Origin of the sequence: Sphingomonas sp. S-NIH.Pt15_0812 (assembly GCF_003951315.1) — a bacterium.
In the GTDB taxonomy this organism is placed as follows: Bacteria; Pseudomonadota; Alphaproteobacteria; order Sphingomonadales; family Sphingomonadaceae; genus Sphingomonas.
Window position 1 is genome coordinate 50,978 of the sequence record NZ_QLJH01000013.1, and the last position, 19,192, is coordinate 70,169.

The following is a 19,192-nucleotide window of genomic DNA, read 5'->3' on the forward strand; positions in this document are numbered from 1 at the left end:
CCCCCTTGCTCCGCACCGACCGGCTGGTGCTGACCGGCCATCGTCCGGCCGATCTGGACGGGCTGGCGGCGATGTGGGGCGACCCCCGCGTCTATGCCCGGATCGGTGGCCAGCCCCGCCCGCGCGAGGAGGTGTGGATCCGTCTTTTGCGATCGATCGGGACGTGGACGGCGTTCGGCTACGGCTCCTGGGTGGTGCGCGAGACGGCGGATGGGCCGCCGCTGGGCGAGGTCGGGCTGATCGAGGCGAAGCGCGCGATCGATCCGCCGCTGACCGCGACGGAGACGGGCTGGACGCTGTCGCCCGAGCGGCATGGCCGGGGCTATGCGCACGAGGCGATGGCGGCGGTGCTCGGCTGGGCCGATGCCCAGGGGAGGACGCGGACTCAGTGCATCATCGATCCGGGCAATGCCGCCTCGATCCGGCTGGCGACGGCGCTGGGCTATGTCCGCCGTGGCGAGGCCCGGTATCACGACCGGGCGATCCTGTGCTTCGAGCGGATCGCCGCCGGCTGATTGGTATCATGGCGTTTCGCCGCATTCGGGGCTAAGACCGACCGATTGGGGGCGAGCCAATATGGAAGCGGACTGGAAGATCGAAGCCGAGCGGCTGGCGACGCTGGAGGATTACCGGCTCCTCGACACGCCGCGCGAACCCATGTTCGATGCCATCGTCCGCCAGGCGGCGTCCGGGGCGGACACCCCGATCGCGCTGATCACGCTGATCGACGACCGGCGGCAATGGTTCAAGGCGGCGCAGGGGGTCGACCATCGCGAGGACCCGATCGACCAGTCGATCTGCGCGCACGCGATCCGCAGCGATGCGCTGTTCGAGGTGCCGGATGCCAGCGCCGACGCCCGCTTCGCCCATTTCCCCGCCGTCGCGCGCGAGGGGGGCATCCGCTTCTATGCCGGCGTGCCGCTGACGATGAAGAACGGCGCGCGGCTCGGCACGCTGTGCGTCATCGATACCGAGCGGCGCGAGGGACTGGATCCGGAGGAGCGCGACCTGCTGGAGCGGCTGGCGCGCCGCACCGTCGCCGCCTTCGAACTGGCGCGCGACATGCACCGCGATGCGACGCTGCCCGCCGACCCGGCGACGGTGGACGAGCGCGTCTGGCTGGACCAGGCGCTGAGCCTGATGGCGCGCGCCTCGGCGGCGCTCGACCGGGTGGAGGCGTCGGCGGCGCTCGCCCATCTGGAACAGGCGATCGTCACGGTCGAGACGCGTCGCGCGCTGCTATAGCGCCCGCAACGCCGCCGCCGGCCGGGCGCGCAGCACCGGCAGGCTGCCGGCCAGGCCGATCGCCACCGTCGCCCCCGCCCCGATCGCCAGCGTCGCCGCGACCGTGGGCCAGTCGGGCAGCCAGGCGAAGTCGAACAGCCGGGTCACCACATACCAGCCGCCGGCCGTGCCCAGCGCCAGCGCGACCAGGCTCATGATCGCGGCGAGCATCGCATATTCGGCCGCCTGCACCGCCAGCACCTGACCGCGCGTCGCGCCCAGCACCTTCAGGATCGTCGCATCATAGGTGCGGCTGGCCCGCGCCGCCGCGATCGCGCCGACCAGCACCGCGATGCCGGCCAGCACCGCCACCCCGGCGGCGGCGGCGATCGCGGTCGCCATCTGGCGCACCACGGTCTGCACCTGGGCCAGCACGCCGCCGACCTCGATCACCGAGGTGGAGGGGAATCGCGGCAGCAGCGCGGCGGTGACGGCGGGCACGCGGGCGCGGGGCATGTCGATCGTCGCGGCCAGATTGTGCGGCACATCGGCCAGCGCGCCGGGCGAGAAGACCAGCACGAAGTTGAAGCCCAGCGTATCCCAGGCGATCCGCCGGAACGAGGCGATCCTGGCGGTGCGCTCCAGCCCCAGCACCGAGATGGTCAGGGGATCGCCGATATGCAGGTCCAGCGCCTTGGCCAGGCGTTCGTCGACCGACACCAGCGGCCGCCGCCCCTCCGCCGCATTCCACCAGCGGCCGGCGGTCAGCGCGCTGCCGGGCGGCAGGGCGGCGGCGAAGGTCAGCCCGCGCTCGCCGCGCAGCGCCCAGGCGGCCTCGGGAATCGTCTTCAGATCGGCGACGCGCGTCCGGCCATAGCCGGTGATGGTGCCGCGCATCAGCGGCACGGTGGCGATGGTCGCGTCCGGCGCGGCATGGCGGATGGTGGCGCGGAACAGCGCCTCCTGCTCGGGCGGCACGTCGAGCGCGAACAGGGCGGGGGCGCGATCGGGGATGGTGCGGCGGATATTCCCGTCCAGACTGGTGCGGATGGTCGCCAGCAGCACGAACAGGGTCAGCCCCAGGCCGAGCGCCACGACCAGCGCGACGGTGCGCGCCCCCGGCCGGTGCAGCCCGCCCAGCGCCAACCGCACCAGGGGCTGGCGTGGGCGCGGCAGCCGGGCGGCCAGCGCCCGGATCGCCCAGCCGATGCCGGTCAGCAGCAGCAGCGTGCCCGCCGCCGCACCCAGGAAGCCGGCGGCGAAGCCCGGCCGCTCGCTGGTCCACAGGGCCAGCGCGACGATCGCCGCTCCGGCCAGCGCCATCCAGCCGGCGGCTCGGCGCGGGATCGCCCGACCCGCGCCCGTCACGCCGCGCAGCAAGGTCGCGGCCGGCACCCGGCCCGCCGCGACCAGGGCGGGCGCGCAAAAGGCCAGCGCGATCAGCAGGCCATAGGCGGCGGCCAGCGCCAGCGGCAGCGGCTGCACCGCCCAGCCCGGCGCGACCGGCAGCACCGCGCCGGCCAGATGCCCGATCAGCGGCACCGCCAGCCAGCCGATCACCAAGCCCATCGCAATGCCGACGACCGACACCGCCAGGATCTGGAGCAGGTAGATGCGCGTCACCAGGCTGCTGGTCGCGCCCAGCACCTTGAGCATGGCGATGCTCTGGCGGCGCTGGTCCAGATAGGAGGAGACGCCGTTGCCGACGCCGATCCCCGCGATCACCAGCGCCGCCAGCCCGACCAGGGTCAGGAACTCGCCCATCCGCATCACGAAGCGGCTGGCCCCCGGCGAGGCGCGGTCGCGGGTGCGCGTCTCCCAGCCGGCGGCGGGGAAGCGGCGCTCGAACGCGCGGAGCGTGGCGGCGGGGTCGCGGTCGGCGAGCGCGACCCGGTAGCGCGTGTCGTAGAGGCTCCCCGGCTGCACCAGTCCGGTGCGGTCCAGCCCGGCGCGCGACACCATCACCACCGGGCCGAGCGTGAAGCCCTCGCTCAGCCGGTCCGGCTCCTCGGCCAGCACGCCGCCGACGCGGAACGACGCGCTGCCCAGCCGCAGCGTCGCGCCGCGCCCGATCCGCAGCCGGTCGGCCAGCGCGGGAGCGATCCAGGCCGTGTCGGGGCCGGGTGCGCGCACGCTCCGCCCGTCCGCCAGCGTCAGCCGGCCATAGAGCAGATAGGCGGTGTCCACCGCCTTCAACTGGACGGGTGCGGTGCGATCGGCGGCGGCGATCGCCATCGACTGCATCCGGATCGTCTCCGACACCGTGCCCATCGCCCGCATCGCCGCGCGTTCCGCCGGGTCGGCGGTGCGCTGCGAGACCGAGAGTTCGACATCGCCGCCCAGCAGCTCGCGCCCGCGCGCACCCAGTTCGTCGGCGATGGCGGCGGAGAGGCTGCCGATCGCCGCCAGCGCGCCGACGCCCAGCACCAGGCAGACCAGCAGCAGCCGCAACCCCCGGAACCGCGCCGACAATTCGCGACGGGCCAGCCGCCAGGCCAGCGGCCATGTGCTCATGCCACCAGCCGCCCGTCGACCATTTCCAGCGTCCGGTCGCAGCGCTGGCCCAGCGCCGGATCATGGGTGATGATGACCAGGCTGGCGCCGCTTGCCCGCTGGCGCTCGAACAGCAGGTCGATGATCCGCCGTCCGGTCGCGCCGTCCAGATTGCCGGTCGGCTCGTCGGCGAAGACGATGCTGGGGGCGGGGGCCAGGGCGCGGGCGATCGCCACGCGCTGCTGCTCGCCGCCGGACAGTTGCGACGGATAATGGTCCAGCCGGTGCGCCAGGCCGACCGCCGCCAGTTCCGCCTCGGCGCGCGCCTGCGCGTCGGGAAGGCCCGCCAGCTCCATCGGCACCGCGACATTCTCGTGCGCGGTCATCGTCGGGAGCAGGTGGAAGGCTTGCAGGACGATGCCGATCCGGCCCCGCCGCGCCACCGCCAGCCGGTCCTCGTCCAGCGTGCCGAAATCCTGCCCGTTCACCAGCACCTGCCCGCCGGTCGCGCGCTCCAGCCCCGACAGCACCGCCATCAGCGACGACTTGCCCGATCCCGACGCGCCGAGCAGCGCGACGCTCTCGCCCGCGCGCACCTCCAGGTCGATGCCGCGCAGGATCTCGACCGGCTCCGCACCGCCCAGCACCAGCCTTACATCGCGGGCGCGGATCACCATATCCGGAGCCGACATCAGGACGCCAAAGGCAAGAATGACAAAATCATACCGGCATTATGGGCGGGCGGTCGTCCCGATCCAAGCCATGGCGCTGCTGGCGGCGTGCAATGGTCAAAATGGTCAGGGCGATCCGGCGGTCCAGGCGAACACGGCCACCGCCGCCACGTCACCGATGCCCGCTACGACTCCCGCCGGGACGGTCCCGGTCAGCGGGCCGAAGCGGCTGGTGCTGGCGTTCGGCGACAGCCTCTATGCCGGCTATGGCCTGGCGCGCGGACAGAGCCTGCCCGATGCGCTCCAGACGCGACTGCGCGGGGCGGGGGTCGATGCGACCATCGTCAATGCCGGCGTGTCGGGCGACACCACGGCCGGCGGGCGGCGGCGGCTGGCCTATACGCTCGACCGGCTGGATCGCCGGCCCGATCTGGTGCTGCTCGGCCTGGGCGGCAACGACGTGCTGCGCCAGGTATCTCCGGCGGAGACGCGCGCCAATCTGGAGGCGATGCTGGCCGAACTCGATCGCCGCCATATCCCGGTGGTGCTGACGGGGATGCTCGCACCGCCCAATCTGGGGCCGGATTTCGCCGGGCGGTTCAACGCGATCTTCCCCGATCTCGCCCGCCGGCACGACGCGCCGCTCGATCCCTTCATCCTCCAGGGGGTGATCGGCAACCGGGCGCTGATGCTGCCGGACGGCGTCCACCCCAATGCGCAAGGGGTGGAGCGGATCGCCGACCGGCTCGCGCCCCTGGTCGAACGCCGGCTCGCGGAGCTGCCGCGCGACGATCGGTGAGCCAAATCGGCCCGGCTGCGGGACCGCCATTGTTTGGTAACCAAGCCCGTGTATGCTGCGGTGCGGCACGAGGCCGCACGAGGATCAATCGACATGTTCGATGCGCTGGGCGCCATGTGGTATGAAGTCGGCGCGGCGGTGCTGTTGCTGTCCGGCGTGCTCCTGAGCAATTTCGCCCGTCCCCGCCGGCCCTGAGGGTTCAGGGCCGGGCGGGTCCGGTTCAGTTGCGCCTGTCACGATAGACCGCGACGCCGATCGCGGCGGCGGCGACCAGGGCGGTGGTCGCCAGCACTGCGGGCCGTGATGGCATGGCCGGCTCGACAAGGGCCACGGGCGATGGCAGCGGCGACAGGGTGGCGGGATCGCCGGTGAACAGCCGCACCAGATGCCTTGCGACCGCGGCCGGGTCCTCGCGCTGCGGGAAATGGCCGACGCCCGCCAGATGCACCTTGGCGAATGGGCCACGGAACTTCGCCCGGACATCCTCCGATGCGGAGGGCGGATTCACCCCGTCGCGGTCGCCCTGGATATAGAGCGTCGGCAGCGCCAGCGTCGCGGTCGCCTTCACCGCATCCGCCAGCCAGCGGCCGCGCGGGTCGGGATCGGCCTCGTCCCAGCGCGCACGATAGCTGTGCAGCGTCACCGCCACCCAGTCCGGATTGTCGAAGGCGCGCGACACCCGCTCGAACAGCGCTTCGTCGAACCAGCCGGGCGGCGACCAGTTGGTCCAGTGGATATGCGCGAACCCCTTGGGGTCGTCGCGCACCGCCCGTGCGCCGCGCGCGGTCGCCATGAACCAGTGATACCATTGCCGCTGCGCCTGTTCGAAGGACGGTGTCGCCATGCCGCCCAGGCGCGGCGGCGTGCTGAGCATCGCCATGCGCTGCACCCGCTCGGGCCAGCCGACCGCCAGTGCCTCGGCGATGTTCGATCCCCAGTCATGGCCCGCGACCATGAATCGCCCGATGCCGAGCCGGTCGAGCAGCGCGATCGCGTCCAGCGCCAGGATCGCGCTGTCGCCGGTGCGCGGCGCGGTGCGGTTGCGGAACCGAGTCGCGCCGAAGCCGCGCAGGCTCGGCACGATGGCGCGCAGCCCCGCCGCCGTCAGTGCCGGCACTACCTCGTCCCAGGTCGAGGCATCGTCGGGCCAGCCATGTAGCAGCAGCACGACCGGCGCGCCGGGATCGCCGTGATCCGCATAGGCGATCTCCAGATCGTCGGTGGTCATCGTCTTCGGGGCTGCGTGTCGTCCGTCTTGCATTCTCCGCACAACCGACCGGGCGGCCCTGGGGTTCAATGATCCAGCGGCGTTGCGGCACCGGTCGGCGCAAGCCGCGCGGCAACCAGGGGCGGGGGTGGGGGTTGTCCCCTCCACATCGGTAAAGGGGACAGGTTGGATGCCGCAATGGAGCTGGATCCTGCGTCGGATCGTCCGTCGCATCTGGTTTCGCGCCGGGCTGATCAGCCTGCTCAGCGTGATGCTGGCCATCCTGGCCGGGGCGATCACGCCCTATCTCCCCTATCGCTTCGACGCGGAGATCGGGCAGCGATCGGTCGGCACCATCCTGCAGATCATGGCGTCCAGCATGTTGGCGGTGACCACCTTTTCGCTGACCGCGATGGTCAGCGCCTATTCCTCCGCCACCCAGCTCGCCACCCCGCGCGCGACTCAGCTGATGATCAGCGACCCGACCTCGCAGAACGCGCTGTCGACCTTTCTCGGCGCGTTCGTGTTCGCGATGGTCGGCATCGTCGGGCTGAACACCAGCGCCTATGGCCATGACGGACGCATCATCCTGTTCGCGGCGACGGTGCTGATCATCCTGCTGGTGGTCGCGACTTTGCTGCGCTGGATCGGCCATATCACCGCCTTCGGCCGGATGGCGGACGTGATCGACCGGGTGGAGGATGCGGCGACGCGGGCGATGCGCGACCATGCCGCCCGGCCGCATCAGGGCGGCAGGCCGGCGGTGCCGGTGCCGGCCCATGCCGTCGCCGTCACCGGCACGCGCACCGGCTATGTCACCCATATCGACATGGCGGCGCTCGGCCATCTGGCGGAGCGCCACGGCCTGACCGTCCATGTCGTCGTGCTGCCGGGGACGATGGTGCATCCGGCCCGGCCGCTCCTCCGGGTCGAGGGCATGGTCGACGACCAGCGGGCGGCGGCGCTGATCGCGACCTTCAGCATCGAACGGCATCGCAGCTTCGACCAGGACCCCCGGCTGGGCCTGATCGCCCTGTCCGAGATCGCCAGTCGCGCGCTGGCCCCGGCGACCAACGATCCGGGGACGGGGATCGAGGTGCTCAACGCCCTGCTCCGCGTCTTCCTGATGCTGCGGCCGGAGGCTGGCGGCGCGCACCATGACGCCGAGGTTGGGTGTGCCGTGCATATCGGCCGGCCGGCGATGGACGACATGCTCACCGATGCCTTCGGGCCGATCCTGCGCGAGGGCGGGCAGGAGGTGGAGGTGGCGGTGCGGCTGACCGGCACGCTGGCGGCGCTCCATGCCAATCTGCCGGGCGCTCAGGCCGCGGTCACGCATTGGGCCTGCCGCCATGCCGCGCGGGTGGCCGACACGCTCACCGACCCGATGGACCTGGCGACCTTCCGGCAGGCCTATGCCCGGTGGTGGCCGGCCTAGAGCGACGGGCCGAACACCGACCAGCCGGTCCGCGCCGCCAGCATCTCCAGCGCGCGCACGCCCAGGATCGAATTGCCATGCTGGTCGAGATTGGGCGACCAGACCGCGATCGCCGCCCGCTCCGGCGCGATCGCCAGGATGCCGCCGCCGACCCCGCTCTTCGAGGGCAGGCCGACCCGGACCGCGAAATCGCCCGAACCGTCATAATGGCCGCACGTCATCATCAGCGCCAGCACCGTCCGCATCCGCCGCGCCCGCTCCGCCTCGGCGGCATCGTCGGGGGCGATGCGGGTGCGGGTCAGGAACAGCCCGGTGCGTGCCAGACCCGCGCAATCGACGCGGATCGCGCATTGCCGGGCATAGGCCTCCATCACCCGGTCGTTCTCGGCCTCCAGATTGCCATGATGCCGCATGAAGCTCAGCATCGCGCGGTTGAGGTCGCCGCCCTCGGTCAGCACCGCGTCATCGAGCGGCACGTCGTCGGCCCCCAGCGTGTCGGCCACCAGATCGACGACCGAATCGCAGCGGCCATGGTCCGTCACCAGCATGTCGACCACGACCAGCGCACCGGCATTGATGAAGGGATTGCGCGGCAGGCCGCTGGTGCGTTCCAGGTCGATCAGCGAGTTGAACGGGTCGCCCGACGGCTCGCGACCGACGCGTTCGAACACCCGGTCGCCGCGCGACCGCAGCGCCAGGTCCAGCGCCAGCACCTTGGAGATGCTCTGGATCGGGAAGGGCGTATCCGCCGCGCCCGCCGTCACCACCCGGTCGGCGGTGGCGACGGCGATGCCGAACGGGCCGGGCGTCAGGCTGTCGTCCTTGGCGTCGGCGGCGGCCTCGATGGCGGCGGCGTCGCGGGTGATCTCGGCGGCGATGGCGTCGAGCGTCTGTTGCAGGTCCATGCCCGACCGAACGAGCGGTGCCGGGCGCGGGTCCGACAATCCGGTGGATTCGCAACGCGTCATACCCACTTGGCGCGATCGGAAACCGCTCCAGGATGCGCCATGCGCGTCCTGCCCATGGCTCTGGCCCTCGCGTCCGCCGCTCCGCCTTTGCTCGCGCAGGCCTCGACCGGCCGCTGGTCTATGGGAATGCCGACATGGCGGCGGACGCCGATCTGCGTGGCACGCTCGGCCTGCCGGCGCTTTTCGGCCGGATCGCGGTGATCGACTATCCGAACCGCCGCTTTTGCCTGTTCGACGAAGCCGACCTGCCGCCCGTGCTGGCCAGAGCCACCTATGTTCGCGCGATGCTGCGCGGGGGAAAATTCTTCGTGCCGATCCGCAGCGGCGGCTTCGCCAGCGACACGATCGTGTTCGACACCGGCTCCAGCGAGATACCGCTGCATGTCGACTTGGCGGTGTGGAAACGGCTGACCGGCCGCGCGACCGCCGACGCCGCGCCGGTGATGCTGGGGGAGGGGGCGTTGGGGCCGATCACGGTCTTCACCAATCCGGATGCGCCCGAATCCTTCGCCGACTGGCCGATGCGGACCGAGGGCGTGCTGGGCAACGCGTCACCGTGGGGCGGAATCGTCATCCTCGATCTGACCGAACGGATGCGATTCGGCCGGCTGGCTTGAGGCGCGATCGGGCCACCATCGTTTGATGACGATGGACCGCGTCATGATGTCGGCGACCGGCAAGACATGCTGCGACAATGCACGAGCGCATCCGCCAAAATGTTCCAACGATGTGAGGGAGAGCGGCCGTGTCGCAAGACTGGCGGTCAAAGTGGGCATTTGCCCGACTTTGACCGATAGTGGTGCCCAGAAGAGGACTCGAACCTCCACGACCTTGCGATCGCCAGCACCTGAAGCTGGTGCGTCTACCAATTCCGCCATCTGGGCACGGGGTAGTGAGGCGCCTTTAGGGGCGGGGACTCGGCCTTGTCAACAACCCTTTCGCTGGGCAAAGGCATTTTATCCCATCCGACAACGGACGACATGCTCATGAAGAACAAGCTGGTGACGCTGATCGGCGGCGGAGGCTTTGTCGGCCGCTACGCCGCCCAGGCCCTGTTGCACGCAGGCGCGCGCATTCGCGTGGCGCAACGCGACCCCCGCCAGGCCTGGCATCTCAAACCCCTGGCCGCGATCGGCCAGATGCAGTTGGTGGCCGCCGATGTCGGCCGCCCCGACACGATCCTGCGCGCGGTGCAGGGGGCCGACGCGGTGGTGAACCTGGTCGGCGTGCTCAGCGGCGATTTCCAGCGCGCCCATGTCGACGGCGCGCGCGCCGTCGCCGAATCGGCCGCCCGCGCGGGCGTCGAGGCGCTGGTCCATGTTTCCGCGATCGGGGCCGATGCGAATGCGGCCTCCGCCTATGGCCGGTCCAAGGGCCAGGGCGAGGCGGCGGTGCGCGAGGCGTTCCCCAACGCCACCATCCTGCGCCCCTCGATCGTGTTCGGGCGCGAGGACGCGTTCGTGAACCGATTCGCCGGGATGATCGAGAAGGCGCCGGTCGTGCCGGTGCTGCGCGGCGGCACCCGCTTCCAGCCGGTCTTCGCGGGCGATGTCGGCGCTGCGGTGCTGGCGGCGGTGCAGGAGCCGGGCCGGTTCGGCGGCCACATCTATGAACTGGGCGGCCCCGACGTGCTGAGCATGAAGGCGCTGCTGCGCTGGATCGCCAACGAGATCGACCGGTCGCCGCACTTCCTCGACCTGCCCGATTCGCTGGGCGCGCTGCTCGCCAAGCTGCCGGGCACGCCGATCACCACCGACCAGTGGCAGATGCTGGGCCGCGACAATGTCGTCGGCCAGGGCGTGGAAGGCTTGTCGGCGCTGGGCGTGACGGCGACGCCGATGGCGGCGGTCGCGCCGGAATGGCTGGTCCGCTTCCGCAAGCAGGGCCGGTTCGGCCGTCGCTCGCGCGAGCAGGCCGCCTGAAATGCATGATCTGCTGATCGCCGTCCTCCTCGGCATCATCGAGGGGGTGACGGAGTTCCTGCCCGTCTCGTCCACCGGCCATCTGGTGCTGGGCGGCTATTTCCTGGGACTGCCGGAGGGCGATCCGACCTTCGATATCGTCATCCAGCTCGGCGCGATCCTCGCGGTCGTCGTCGTCTACTGGCAGCGCTTCATGAAGGTGGGCGTCGGCCTGCTCGCGCGCGACGCGGGGGCGATCCGCTTCACGCGCAACGTGCTGCTGGGCTTCATCCCGTCGATGCTGGTCGGGGCGGTCGCCTATTCGGCGATCCGCGCGCTGATCCAGGACCAGTCGGTGGCGGTGGTGGTGATCGCCATCGCGCTGATCCTGGGCGGCCTCGCCATCCTGTTCATCGAACGCACCGTGCCGCCCGCCGCCAAGTCGAGCGTCGAGGGGCTGAGCTGGAAGACGGCGCTGGGCATCGGCGTGATCCAGTGCGTGGCGATGATCCCGGGCGTCAGCCGTTCGGGCGCGACGATCATGGGCGCGCTGACCATGCGCGTCGATCGCGAGACGGCGGCGGAGTTCAGCTTCTTCCTCGCCATCCCGACCATGGCCGGGGCGACGGCGCTCGCCCTGTGGAAGGCGCGGCACGAACTGGGCAGCGCGCACCTGACCAGCATCGCGGTCGGCTTCGTCGTGTCGTTCCTGGTGGCGATCGCGGTGATCCGCTGGTTCGTCGGCGTCATCAGTCGGCGGGGATTCGCCCCCTTTGCCTGGTACCGAATCGCGGCAGGAGGATTGACCCTGCTGGCCATCGCGCTGCGATAAGGTTTGATCCGGACCTAAAAACCGGCGCGGAAATCACTCGATTGCCCGTACCTTCGGCATCAAACATCTATTACGACAGTAATGCTGTCTTGTTTAAATGAAGCTACGTTGTAGGCCCCGTTCGAGACATTTTCGAACGGGGTCGCGACGTGGCTGACAATCCGATGCTGAAATTCGTGGTGCGTGAGCAGCACTATCCCGCCAAGCGCGAAGCCGAACAGCGCGCGCACGATTTTCGCGAGATCGCCGAACGCTATGCGCCGCCCGCCGCCGAGGATCAGGCCGGGCGCTGCTCGCAATGCGGCGTGCCCTATTGCTCGGTGCATTGCCCGCTGCACAACCATATCCCCGACTGGCTGCGCCTGACCGCTGAGGGGCGGCTGCGCGAAGCCTATGAGCTGTCCAACGCCACCTCGACCATGCCCGAGATCTGCGGCCGCATCTGCCCGCAGGACCGGCTGTGCGAGGGCAATTGCGTGATCGAATTCTCCGGCCATGGCGCGGTGACGATCGGCTCGGTCGAGAAGTTCATCACCGACACCGCCTGGGCCGAGGGCTGGGTGGAGCCGGTCGCGGTCGGCCCGGCGCGCGGGCAGTCGGTGGCGGTGATCGGCGCCGGCCCGGCCGGGCTGACCGCGGCGGAACTGCTGCGCGGCCATGGCTATGAGGTGCATGTCTATGACCGGCACGACCGCGCCGGCGGGCTGCTGACCTATGGCATCCCCGGCTTCAAGCTGGAGAAGCCGGTGGTGATGCGCCGCGTCGACCGGTTGAAGGAGGCCGGCATCGTCTTCCACGAGGGATTCTCGGTCGGCGAGGATGCGACGCTGGAGGAGCTGCGCGGCCGCCATGACGGCGTGCTGATCGCGACCGGCGTCTACAAGGCGCGCCAGGTCGAGGTCGCGGGCAACGACGCCTCGGGCGTGATCGCGGCGCTCGACTTCCTCACCGCCTCCAACCGCAAGGGGTTCGGCGACGCGGTGCCCGCGTTCGACAGCGGCGCGCTGGATGCGTCGGGCAAGGACGTGATCGTGATCGGCGGTGGCGACACCGCGATGGACTGCGTCCGCACCGCGATCCGCCAGGGGGCCCGGTCGGTCAAGTGCCTCTACCGCCGCGACCGCGCCAACATGCCCGGCAGCCAGCGCGAGGTCGCCAATGCCGAGGAGGAGGGGGCGGAGTTCGTCTGGCTGTCCGCGCCGCTGGGCTTCGAGGGCGAGGGCGGCGCGGTGCGCAGCGTCCGCGCCAGCCGGATGCGGCTGGGCGCCCCCGACGCCAGCGGCCGCCGCGCGCCCGAGGTCGATCCGGGCGGCGAGCTGGCGCTGGACGCCGATCTGGTCATCAAGGCGCTGGGCTTCGACGCGGAGGATCTGCCGACCCTGTGGGGCGCGCCCGAACTGGGCGTCAGCCGCTGGGGCACGGTGCTGGTCGACGGCAAGACGCTGATGACCTCGCTCGACGGCGTCTTCGCGGCCGGCGACATCGTGCGCGGCGCGTCGCTGGTGGTCTGGGCGATCCGCGACGGCCGTGACGTCGCGGCGTCGATGCACCAGTGGCTGAAGGCGAAGGCGCGCGCCGAACGGGTGGCGGCGTGAGGTTGTCGCCGGACACGGTCGCAGCGATCAAGTCCGCTGCCGCCGAAGCGTTCGGCGACGATGCCGTGGTGCGGCTGTTCGGCAGCCGCACCGACGATCTGGCGCGGGGCGGCGACATCGACCTGCATGTCGAAGCCGCGCCCGACCATGCCGATCTGGACCATGAGGTGCATTTCCGCGCGCTGCTGTGGAAGGCGCTCGACGAGGAGCAGCTGGATGTGGTGGTCGCGCCGCGTGGTCGGATCGACCGCTGGATCGACCGTGCCGCGCATCGTGAGGGGATCGTGTTGTGACCCCGGAGGATGTGCGGGAGGCGACCGCCGAGGCGGCGCGTGCCGCGATCGCGGTGACCGACCATCTGGAACGGCTGATCGGGCGGCTGTCGACCGTGTTGCCGGTCGCGCCGGACGTGTTGCAGGACTGGGACGATGATCCGCGCGAACGGCTCCACGCGCTGTTGCGGATGTACGAACAGACCTACGACCTGACCGCGCGCAAGCTGGTCCGGGGCTTGCTGTTCCTGTCGGGCGAAACCATCGCCGGCCTGTCGGCGCAGAACCAGTTCCGGCGGGTGGAAGCCTTGGGCGGCATCGACAGCGCGGATCGCTGGATCGCCCTCGGCGTCACCCGCAACATCCTCGTTCACGACTATCCGGTCGATCCCGTCGCCCAGGCCCAGCGGGCCAATCGGGCCTGGACCGATCTTCCCGATCTGATCGCGGCGACTCGCCGCATTGTCTCACATCTTCGCCAGGAAGGGCTTATCCGATGACCGACCAGCGCACCTATCTCGCCGAACATGGCATGTACCGCCCGGATTTCGAGGGCGACGCATGCGGCGTCGGCCTGGTCGCGGCGACCGACGGCAGGCCGTCGCGCCGCGTCGTCCAATCCGCGATCGACGCGCTGAAGGCGGTCTGGCACCGCGGCGCGGTCGATGCCGATGGCAAGACCGGCGACGGCGCCGGCATCCATATCGACCTGCCGCACCGCTTCTTCGACGACGCCATCGCCGCGTCGGGCCACAAGGTGCGGCCGAACCATCTGGCGGTCGGCATGGTCTTCCTGCCGCGCACCGACCTGGGCGCGCAGGAGACGTGCCGCACGATCGTCGAGAGCGCGATCATCGAGGCGGGCTACACCATCTATGGCTGGCGGCAGGTGCCGGTCGACGTGTCGGTCATCGGCCTGAAGGCGCAGGCGACGCGGCCCGAGATCGAGCAGATCATGATCGCCGGGCCGCTCCCCGAGGAACAGGATGCCGCCGAGTTCGAGAAGAATCTCTATCTGGTCCGCCGCCGCATCGAGAAGCGGGTGATCGCGGCGCAGATCCAGGGCTTCTACGTCTGTTCGCTGTCGGCGCGCTCGATCGTCTACAAGGGCCTGTTCCTGGCGGAGAGCCTGTCGGTCTTCTATCCCGACCTGACCGATCCCCGCTTCGAGAGCCGGGTCGCGATCTTCCACCAGCGCTATTCGACCAACACCTTCCCGCAATGGTGGCTGGCGCAGCCGTTCCGGTGCCTGGCCCATAATGGCGAGGTCAACACGATCCGCGGCAACAAGAACTGGATGCTCAGCCACGAGATCCGGATGGCGTCGATCGCGTTCGGCGACAATTCGGAAGATATCAAGCCGGTGATCCCGGCCGGCGCGTCCGACACCGCCGCGCTCGACGCGGTGTTCGAGGCGATCTGCCGCTCCGGCCGCGACGCGCCGACCGCCAAGCTGATGCTGGTGCCCGAGGCGCTGGACGAGCGCAGCGGCGACGTGCCCGACAATCATGCCGCCATGTATCGCTATCTCGCGTCGGTGATGGAGCCGTGGGACGGGCCGGCGGCGCTGGCGATGACCGATGGCCGCTGGGCGGTCGCGGGCATGGACCGCAACGCGCTGCGTCCCTTGCGCTACACCAGGACCGCCGACGGGCTGCTGATCGTCGGGTCGGAAAGCGGCATGGTGATCGTGCCCGAATCGACCATCATCGCCAAGGGCCGGCTGGGGCCGGGCCAGATGATCGCCGTCGACCTGCAGGAAGGCGTCGTGCTGGAGGACCGCGCGGTCAAGGACCGGATCGCGGGCGAGCAGGATTATGCCGCCATGACCGGCGAGTTCCTGACGATGACGGACCTGGGCGAGGTCGACGACGATGCGACGGTCCGCTATCCGCGCGCCGAACTGGCGCGCCGCCAGGTCGCCGCCGGGCAGACGCTGGAGGATATGGAGCTGATCCTCGCGCCGATGGTCGAAAGCGGCAAGGAGGCGATCGGGTCGATGGGCGACGACACGCCGCTCGCCGTCATCTCCGACAAGCCGCGCCTGATCAGCCAGTTCTTCCGCCAGAATTTCAGCCAGGTGACGAACCCGCCGATCGACCCCCTGCGTGAGCGGCACGTGATGTCGCTCAAGACGCGGTTCGGCAACCTCGCCAACATCCTGGACGTGCGCGACCAGCGCGAGCGGGTGCTGGTGCTCGACTCGCCGGTGCTGACCGGCGCGGACTGGCAGCGGTTGAAGAACCATTTCGGCCGGTCGGCGGCGGAGATCGACTGCACCTTCGAGGCGGAGGGCGGGCCGGACCGGCTGCGCGCCGCGATCCAGCGCATCCGCAACCAGGCCGAACAGGCGGTGCGCGAGGGGCGCAGCGAGCTGTTCCTGACCGACGAAGCCGTGGGCGAGGGCCGCGTCGCCATCGCCGGCGTGCTGGCGGCGGCGGCGGTGCACACGCATCTGGTGCGCCGGGGCCTGCGCTCCTACGCCTCGATCAACGTCCGCTCGGCCGAATGCCTCGACACCCATTATTATGCGGTGCTGATCGGCGTCGGCGCGACCACGGTGAACGCCTATCTGGCCGAAGCCGCGATCGCCGACCGCCACGCGCGCGGCCTGTTCGGCGAGCTGGCGCTCGACGAATGCCTGCGCCGCCACCGCGTCGCGGTGGAGGAGGGGCTGCTCAAGATCATCTCGAAGATGGGCATCGCCGTCATCTCCTCCTATCGCGGCGGCTATAATTTCGAGGCGGTCGGGCTCAGCCGTGCGCTGGTCAACGACCTGTTCCCCGGCATGCCCGCCAAGATCTCGGGCGAAGGTTATGCCTCGCTGCACCTGAGCGCGATGATGCGGCACGACATGGCCTGGGACCAGGGCGTGGCGACGCTGCCGATCGGCGGCTTCTATCGCCAGCGCAACGGCGGCGAGACCCATGCCTATTCGGCGCAGCTGATGCACCTGCTCCAGACGGCGGTGGCGACGGACAGCTATTCCAGCTATCTGCAATTCTCGCGCGGCGTGTCGGACCTGCCGCCGGTCTATCTGCGCGACCTGCTCCAGTTCAACTTCCCGGCCGAGGGCGTGCCCGTCGACCAGGTCGAGGCGATCACCGAGATCCGCAAGCGGTTCGTGACGCCGGGCATGTCGCTGGGCGCGCTCAGCCCCGAGGCGCACGAGACGCTGGCGATCGCGATGAACCGCATCGGCGCCAAGGCGGTGTCGGGCGAGGGCGGCGAGGACGTGATCCGCTTCCAGCCCTATGACAATGGCGACAACGCCAATTCGGGCGTCAAGCAGATCGCCAGCGGCCGGTTCGGCGTCACCGCCGAATATCTGAACGCCTGCGAGGAGATCGAGATCAAGGTCGCGCAGGGCGCCAAGCCCGGCGAGGGCGGGCAGCTGCCCGGCTTCAAGGTGACCGAGTTCATCGCGAAGTTGCGCCACGCGACTCCGGGCGTGACGCTGATCTCGCCGCCGCCGCACCACGACATCTATTCGATCGAGGATCTGGCGCAGCTCATCTACGACTGCAAGCAGATCAACCCGCGTGCGCGCGTCTGCGTCAAGCTGGTCAGCTCGGCCGGCATCGGCACGGTCGCGGCGGGCGTGGCCAAGGCCCATGCCGATGTCATCCTGGTGTCCGGCCATGTCGGCGGCACCGGCGCCTCGCCCCAGACCTCGATCAAATATGCCGGCACGCCTTGGGAAATGGGCCTGTCGGAAGTGAACCAGACGCTGACGCTGAACGGCCTGCGCGGGCGCATCCGCCTGCGCGCGGACGGCGGGCTCAAGACCGGGCGCGACATCGTCATCGCCGCGATCCTGGGCGCGGAGGAGTTCGGCATCGGCACGCTGTCGCTGGTCGCGATGGGCTGCATCATGGTGCGCCAGTGCCATTCGAACACCTGCCCGGTCGGCGTCTGCGTGCAGGACGAGAAGCTGCGCGCCAAGTTCACCGGCACGCCGGAGAAGGTCATCAACCTGATGACCTTCATCGCCGAGGAGGTGCGCGACATCCTGGCCCGGCTGGGCTGCAAGAGCCTGGACGAGGTGATCGGCCGCACCGAGCTGCTCCGCCAGGTCAGCCGCGGCGCCGAGCATCTCGACGATCTCGACCTCAACCCGATCCTGGCCAAGGTCGATGCGACCGACGCCGAGCGCCGGTTCAGCCTGGCGACCTTCCGCAACGACGTGCCGGACAGCCTGGACGCGCAGATCATCAAGGACGCGGCGGCGGTCTTCTCGCGCGGCGAGAAGATGCAGCTGACCTATTCGGTGCGCAACACGCATCGCGCGGTCGGCACCCGCCTGTCGAGCGAGATCACCCGGACATTCGGGATGAGCAAGCTGGCCGACGGTCACGTCACCATCCGCCTGCGCGGCAGCGCCGGCCAGTCGCTGGGCGCGTTCCTGTGCAAGGGCGTGACGCTGGAGGTGTTCGGCGACGCCAACGACTATGTCGGCAAGGGCCTGTCCGGCGGCACGATCATCCTGCGCCCGGCGGTGTCCTCGCCGCTCGCCAGCCAGGAGAATACGATCGCCGGCAACACCGTGCTCTATGGCGCGACCTCGGGCACGCTCTATGCGGCGGGCCAGGCGGGCGAGCGCTTCGCGGTGCGCAACTCCGGCGCGACCGTGGTGGTCGAGGGCTGCGGCGCCAATGGCTGCGAATATATGACCGGCGGCGTGGCGGTGGTGCTGGGCCAGGTCGGCGCGAACTTCGGCGCGGGCATGACCGGCGGCATGGCCTTCGTCTATGACGCGGACGGCCTGTTCGAGCGGCGCGCCAATCCGGAAAGCATCGTCTGGCAGCGCCTGTCCTCGGCGCATTGGGAGCAGGTGCTGCGCGACCGGATCGAGGCGCATGCCGCCGCGACCGACAGCAAGTGGTCGCGCGGGCTGCTGGAGGATTGGGACCGGGTCGCCGGGCAGTTCTGGCAGGTGGTGCCCAAGGAGATGCTGACCCGCCTCGCGCATCCGCTGGACGACAGCCAGGCGTTGCAGGCGGCCGAATAAGCGAAGGGAAGGGGGGCTGGTGACCTGGTCGCCGGCCCCGCTTTTTATCGTCGCCCGAGGGCCATGCCGGGGGTGACAGTGCCGTCTTTGCCCGCGTAACAGGGCGGTATGTGGCAGCTTCTCCAGTTTCCGTTATGTCCGTTTTCCCGAAAAGTCCGGCTGCTGCTCGGCGAGAAGGGCGTCGGCTACGAGCTGGTGCGCGAATCGCCCTGGCTGCGGCGCGACGAATTCCTCGACATGAACCCGGCCGGGCAGACGCCGGTGATGGTCGATGCCACGCGCGGCATCCTGCTGATCGATTCGATGGCGATCTGCGAATATCTGGAGGAGACGGTCGAAAAGGCCGCGATGATCCATGGCACCGCCGCCAACCGCGCCGAAATCCGCCGGCTGGTGACGTGGTTCGACACGCATTTCTTCCACGACGTCACCGGGCCGTTGCTCCACGAACGCATGGTCAAACGGCTGGCCCACCGCGTCGCGCCCGACGGCAAGGCGCTGCGCGAGGCGATGAAGGCGGCGGTCAGCCATCTCGACTATACCGACTATCTGCTCGACCATCGGCAATGGCTGGGCGGCGCGACGCTGAGCCTCGCCGATCTGGCGGCGGCGTCGCAGATCTCGATCGCCGATTATCTGGGCGGCATCGACTGGAAGGGGCATGACCAGACGGCGCGCTGGTATCAGGGGCTGAAGAGCCGGCCCTCCTTCCGCCCGCTGCTCGCCGAGCGGATGGAGCTGGTTGCGCCGCCCGCCCATTATGACAATCTGGACTTCTGAA

At 70.1% G+C, this 19,192-nt stretch carries 16 protein-coding genes and 1 tRNA gene; 12 read left to right on the forward strand and 5 right to left on the reverse strand.

What is annotated here, in order from left to right; all coding sequences use genetic code 11:
- Positions 1 to 5 precede the first annotated feature (5 nt).
- Positions 6 to 515 carry a GNAT family N-acetyltransferase gene (locus tag BRX43_RS10495; RefSeq protein WP_241214899.1) on the forward strand — a complete coding sequence of 170 codons (510 nt, stop codon included), beginning with the start codon at positions 6 to 8 and terminating at the stop codon, positions 513 to 515.
- 61 nt (positions 516 to 576) lie between these two features.
- Positions 577 to 1,245 (forward strand): GAF domain-containing protein, encoded by a 669-nt coding sequence (locus BRX43_RS10500; protein ID WP_164523580.1) that lies wholly within the window; start codon positions 577 to 579, stop codon positions 1,243 to 1,245.
- Here the strand turns inward: BRX43_RS10500 and BRX43_RS10505 are convergent.
- Together BRX43_RS10505 and BRX43_RS10510 are read right to left on the reverse strand one after the other, a co-directional pair.
- A complete protein-coding gene (locus BRX43_RS10505; protein ID WP_125994811.1) occupies positions 1,240 to 3,738 on the reverse strand; it encodes an FtsX-like permease family protein in 2,499 nt (832 codons plus the stop codon). The genes BRX43_RS10500 and BRX43_RS10505 overlap by 6 nt on opposite strands.
- Positions 3,735 to 4,409 (reverse strand): ABC transporter ATP-binding protein, encoded by a 675-nt coding sequence (locus BRX43_RS10510; protein ID WP_125994812.1) that lies wholly within the window; start codon positions 4,407 to 4,409, stop codon positions 3,735 to 3,737. The genes BRX43_RS10505 and BRX43_RS10510 overlap by 4 nt, the downstream gene beginning before the upstream one ends.
- Positions 4,410 to 4,479: 70 nt before the next feature.
- On the opposite strand from BRX43_RS10510, the gene BRX43_RS10515 reads away from it, so the two are divergent.
- Positions 4,480 to 5,187, forward strand: coding sequence for an arylesterase (locus tag BRX43_RS10515; protein ID WP_241214900.1), 708 nt, complete (start codon positions 4,480 to 4,482; stop codon positions 5,185 to 5,187).
- A gap of 220 nt (positions 5,188 to 5,407) precedes the next feature.
- Here the strand turns inward: BRX43_RS10515 and BRX43_RS10520 are convergent, their stop codons facing one another.
- A complete protein-coding gene (locus BRX43_RS10520; protein ID WP_125994814.1) occupies positions 5,408 to 6,415 on the reverse strand; it encodes an alpha/beta hydrolase in 1,008 nt (335 codons plus the stop codon).
- Positions 6,416 to 6,584: 169 nt separating this feature from the next.
- Between BRX43_RS10520 and BRX43_RS10525 the strand changes: the two genes are divergently transcribed.
- Entirely contained in the window at positions 6,585 to 7,832 is a 1,248-nt protein-coding gene (locus tag BRX43_RS10525) for a DUF2254 domain-containing protein (RefSeq protein ID WP_125994815.1), read from the forward strand.
- Here the strand turns inward: BRX43_RS10525 and glsA are convergent.
- On the reverse strand, positions 7,829 to 8,800 hold the full coding sequence (gene glsA / locus BRX43_RS10530) for a glutaminase A (RefSeq protein ID WP_241214901.1): 972 nt from the start codon (positions 8,798 to 8,800) through the stop codon (positions 7,829 to 7,831). The two genes, BRX43_RS10525 and glsA, sit on opposite strands and share 4 nt — an antisense overlap.
- Before the next feature lie 32 nt (positions 8,801 to 8,832).
- Between glsA and BRX43_RS10535 the strand changes: the two genes are divergently transcribed.
- Positions 8,833 to 9,417, forward strand: a complete 585-nt coding sequence (locus BRX43_RS10535) for a hypothetical protein (RefSeq protein WP_125994817.1) — start codon at positions 8,833 to 8,835, stop codon at positions 9,415 to 9,417.
- A gap of 180 nt (positions 9,418 to 9,597) precedes the next feature.
- Here the strand turns inward: BRX43_RS10535 and BRX43_RS10540 are convergent.
- Positions 9,598 to 9,684, reverse strand: a tRNA-Leu gene (locus BRX43_RS10540).
- Between the two features lie 102 nt (positions 9,685 to 9,786).
- Here BRX43_RS10540 and BRX43_RS10545 point away from each other — a divergent pair.
- From BRX43_RS10545 to BRX43_RS10575, 7 genes are all read left to right on the forward strand, one after another.
- Complete coding sequence (locus tag BRX43_RS10545) at positions 9,787 to 10,722, forward strand: complex I NDUFA9 subunit family protein (protein WP_125994868.1); 936 nt, start codon at positions 9,787 to 9,789, stop codon at positions 10,720 to 10,722.
- Between the two features lies 1 nt (position 10,723).
- On the forward strand, positions 10,724 to 11,533 hold the full coding sequence (locus tag BRX43_RS10550; protein WP_125994818.1) for an undecaprenyl-diphosphate phosphatase: 810 nt from the start codon (positions 10,724 to 10,726) through the stop codon (positions 11,531 to 11,533).
- 149 nt (positions 11,534 to 11,682) lie between these two features.
- On the forward strand, positions 11,683 to 13,128 hold the full coding sequence (locus tag BRX43_RS10555; RefSeq protein WP_125994819.1) for an NAD(P)-dependent oxidoreductase: 1,446 nt from the start codon (positions 11,683 to 11,685) through the stop codon (positions 13,126 to 13,128).
- Positions 13,125 to 13,421, forward strand: coding sequence for a nucleotidyltransferase domain-containing protein (locus BRX43_RS10560; RefSeq protein WP_125994820.1), 297 nt, complete (start codon positions 13,125 to 13,127; stop codon positions 13,419 to 13,421). The genes BRX43_RS10555 and BRX43_RS10560 overlap by 4 nt, the downstream gene beginning before the upstream one ends.
- Complete coding sequence (locus BRX43_RS10565; protein ID WP_125994821.1) at positions 13,418 to 13,900, forward strand: hypothetical protein; 483 nt, start codon at positions 13,418 to 13,420, stop codon at positions 13,898 to 13,900. The genes BRX43_RS10560 and BRX43_RS10565 overlap by 4 nt, the downstream gene beginning before the upstream one ends.
- Positions 13,897 to 18,411: a glutamate synthase large subunit gene (gene gltB / locus BRX43_RS10570; RefSeq protein WP_125994822.1), complete on the forward strand. Its 4,515-nt coding sequence runs from the start codon at positions 13,897 to 13,899 to the stop codon at positions 18,409 to 18,411. The genes BRX43_RS10565 and gltB overlap by 4 nt, the downstream gene beginning before the upstream one ends.
- Positions 18,412 to 18,519: 108 nt before the next feature.
- Entirely contained in the window at positions 18,520 to 19,191 is a 672-nt protein-coding gene (locus BRX43_RS10575) for a glutathione S-transferase family protein (RefSeq protein ID WP_125994823.1), read from the forward strand.
- Position 19,192 lies beyond the last annotated feature (1 nt).

Excerpts from the sequence above, each read along its gene's own strand:
- BRX43_RS10525 (WP_125994815.1), top strand. The coding sequence starts at position 6,585 with ATGCCGCAATGGAGCTGGATCCTGCGTCGGATCGTCCGTCGCATCTGG.
- BRX43_RS10535 (WP_125994817.1), top strand. The coding sequence starts at position 8,833 with ATGCGCCATGCGCGTCCTGCCCATGGCTCTGGCCCTCGCGTCCGCCGC.
- BRX43_RS10515 (WP_241214900.1), top strand. The coding sequence starts at position 4,480 with ATGGCGCTGCTGGCGGCGTGCAATGGTCAAAATGGTCAGGGCGATCCG.
- BRX43_RS10575 (WP_125994823.1), top strand. The coding sequence starts at position 18,520 with ATGTGGCAGCTTCTCCAGTTTCCGTTATGTCCGTTTTCCCGAAAAGTC.
- BRX43_RS10505 (WP_125994811.1), bottom strand. The coding sequence starts at position 3,738 with ATGAGCACATGGCCGCTGGCCTGGCGGCTGGCCCGTCGCGAATTGTCG.
- BRX43_RS10550 (WP_125994818.1), top strand. The coding sequence starts at position 10,724 with ATGCATGATCTGCTGATCGCCGTCCTCCTCGGCATCATCGAGGGGGTG.
- BRX43_RS10500 (WP_164523580.1), top strand. The coding sequence starts at position 577 with ATGGAAGCGGACTGGAAGATCGAAGCCGAGCGGCTGGCGACGCTGGAG.
- BRX43_RS10545 (WP_125994868.1), top strand. The coding sequence starts at position 9,787 with ATGAAGAACAAGCTGGTGACGCTGATCGGCGGCGGAGGCTTTGTCGGC.
- BRX43_RS10510 (WP_125994812.1), bottom strand. The coding sequence starts at position 4,409 with ATGTCGGCTCCGGATATGGTGATCCGCGCCCGCGATGTAAGGCTGGTG.
- BRX43_RS10520 (WP_125994814.1), bottom strand. The coding sequence starts at position 6,415 with ATGACCACCGACGATCTGGAGATCGCCTATGCGGATCACGGCGATCCC.
- gltB (WP_125994822.1), top strand. The coding sequence starts at position 13,897 with ATGACCGACCAGCGCACCTATCTCGCCGAACATGGCATGTACCGCCCG.
- glsA (WP_241214901.1), bottom strand. The coding sequence starts at position 8,800 with ATGACGCGTTGCGAATCCACCGGATTGTCGGACCCGCGCCCGGCACCG.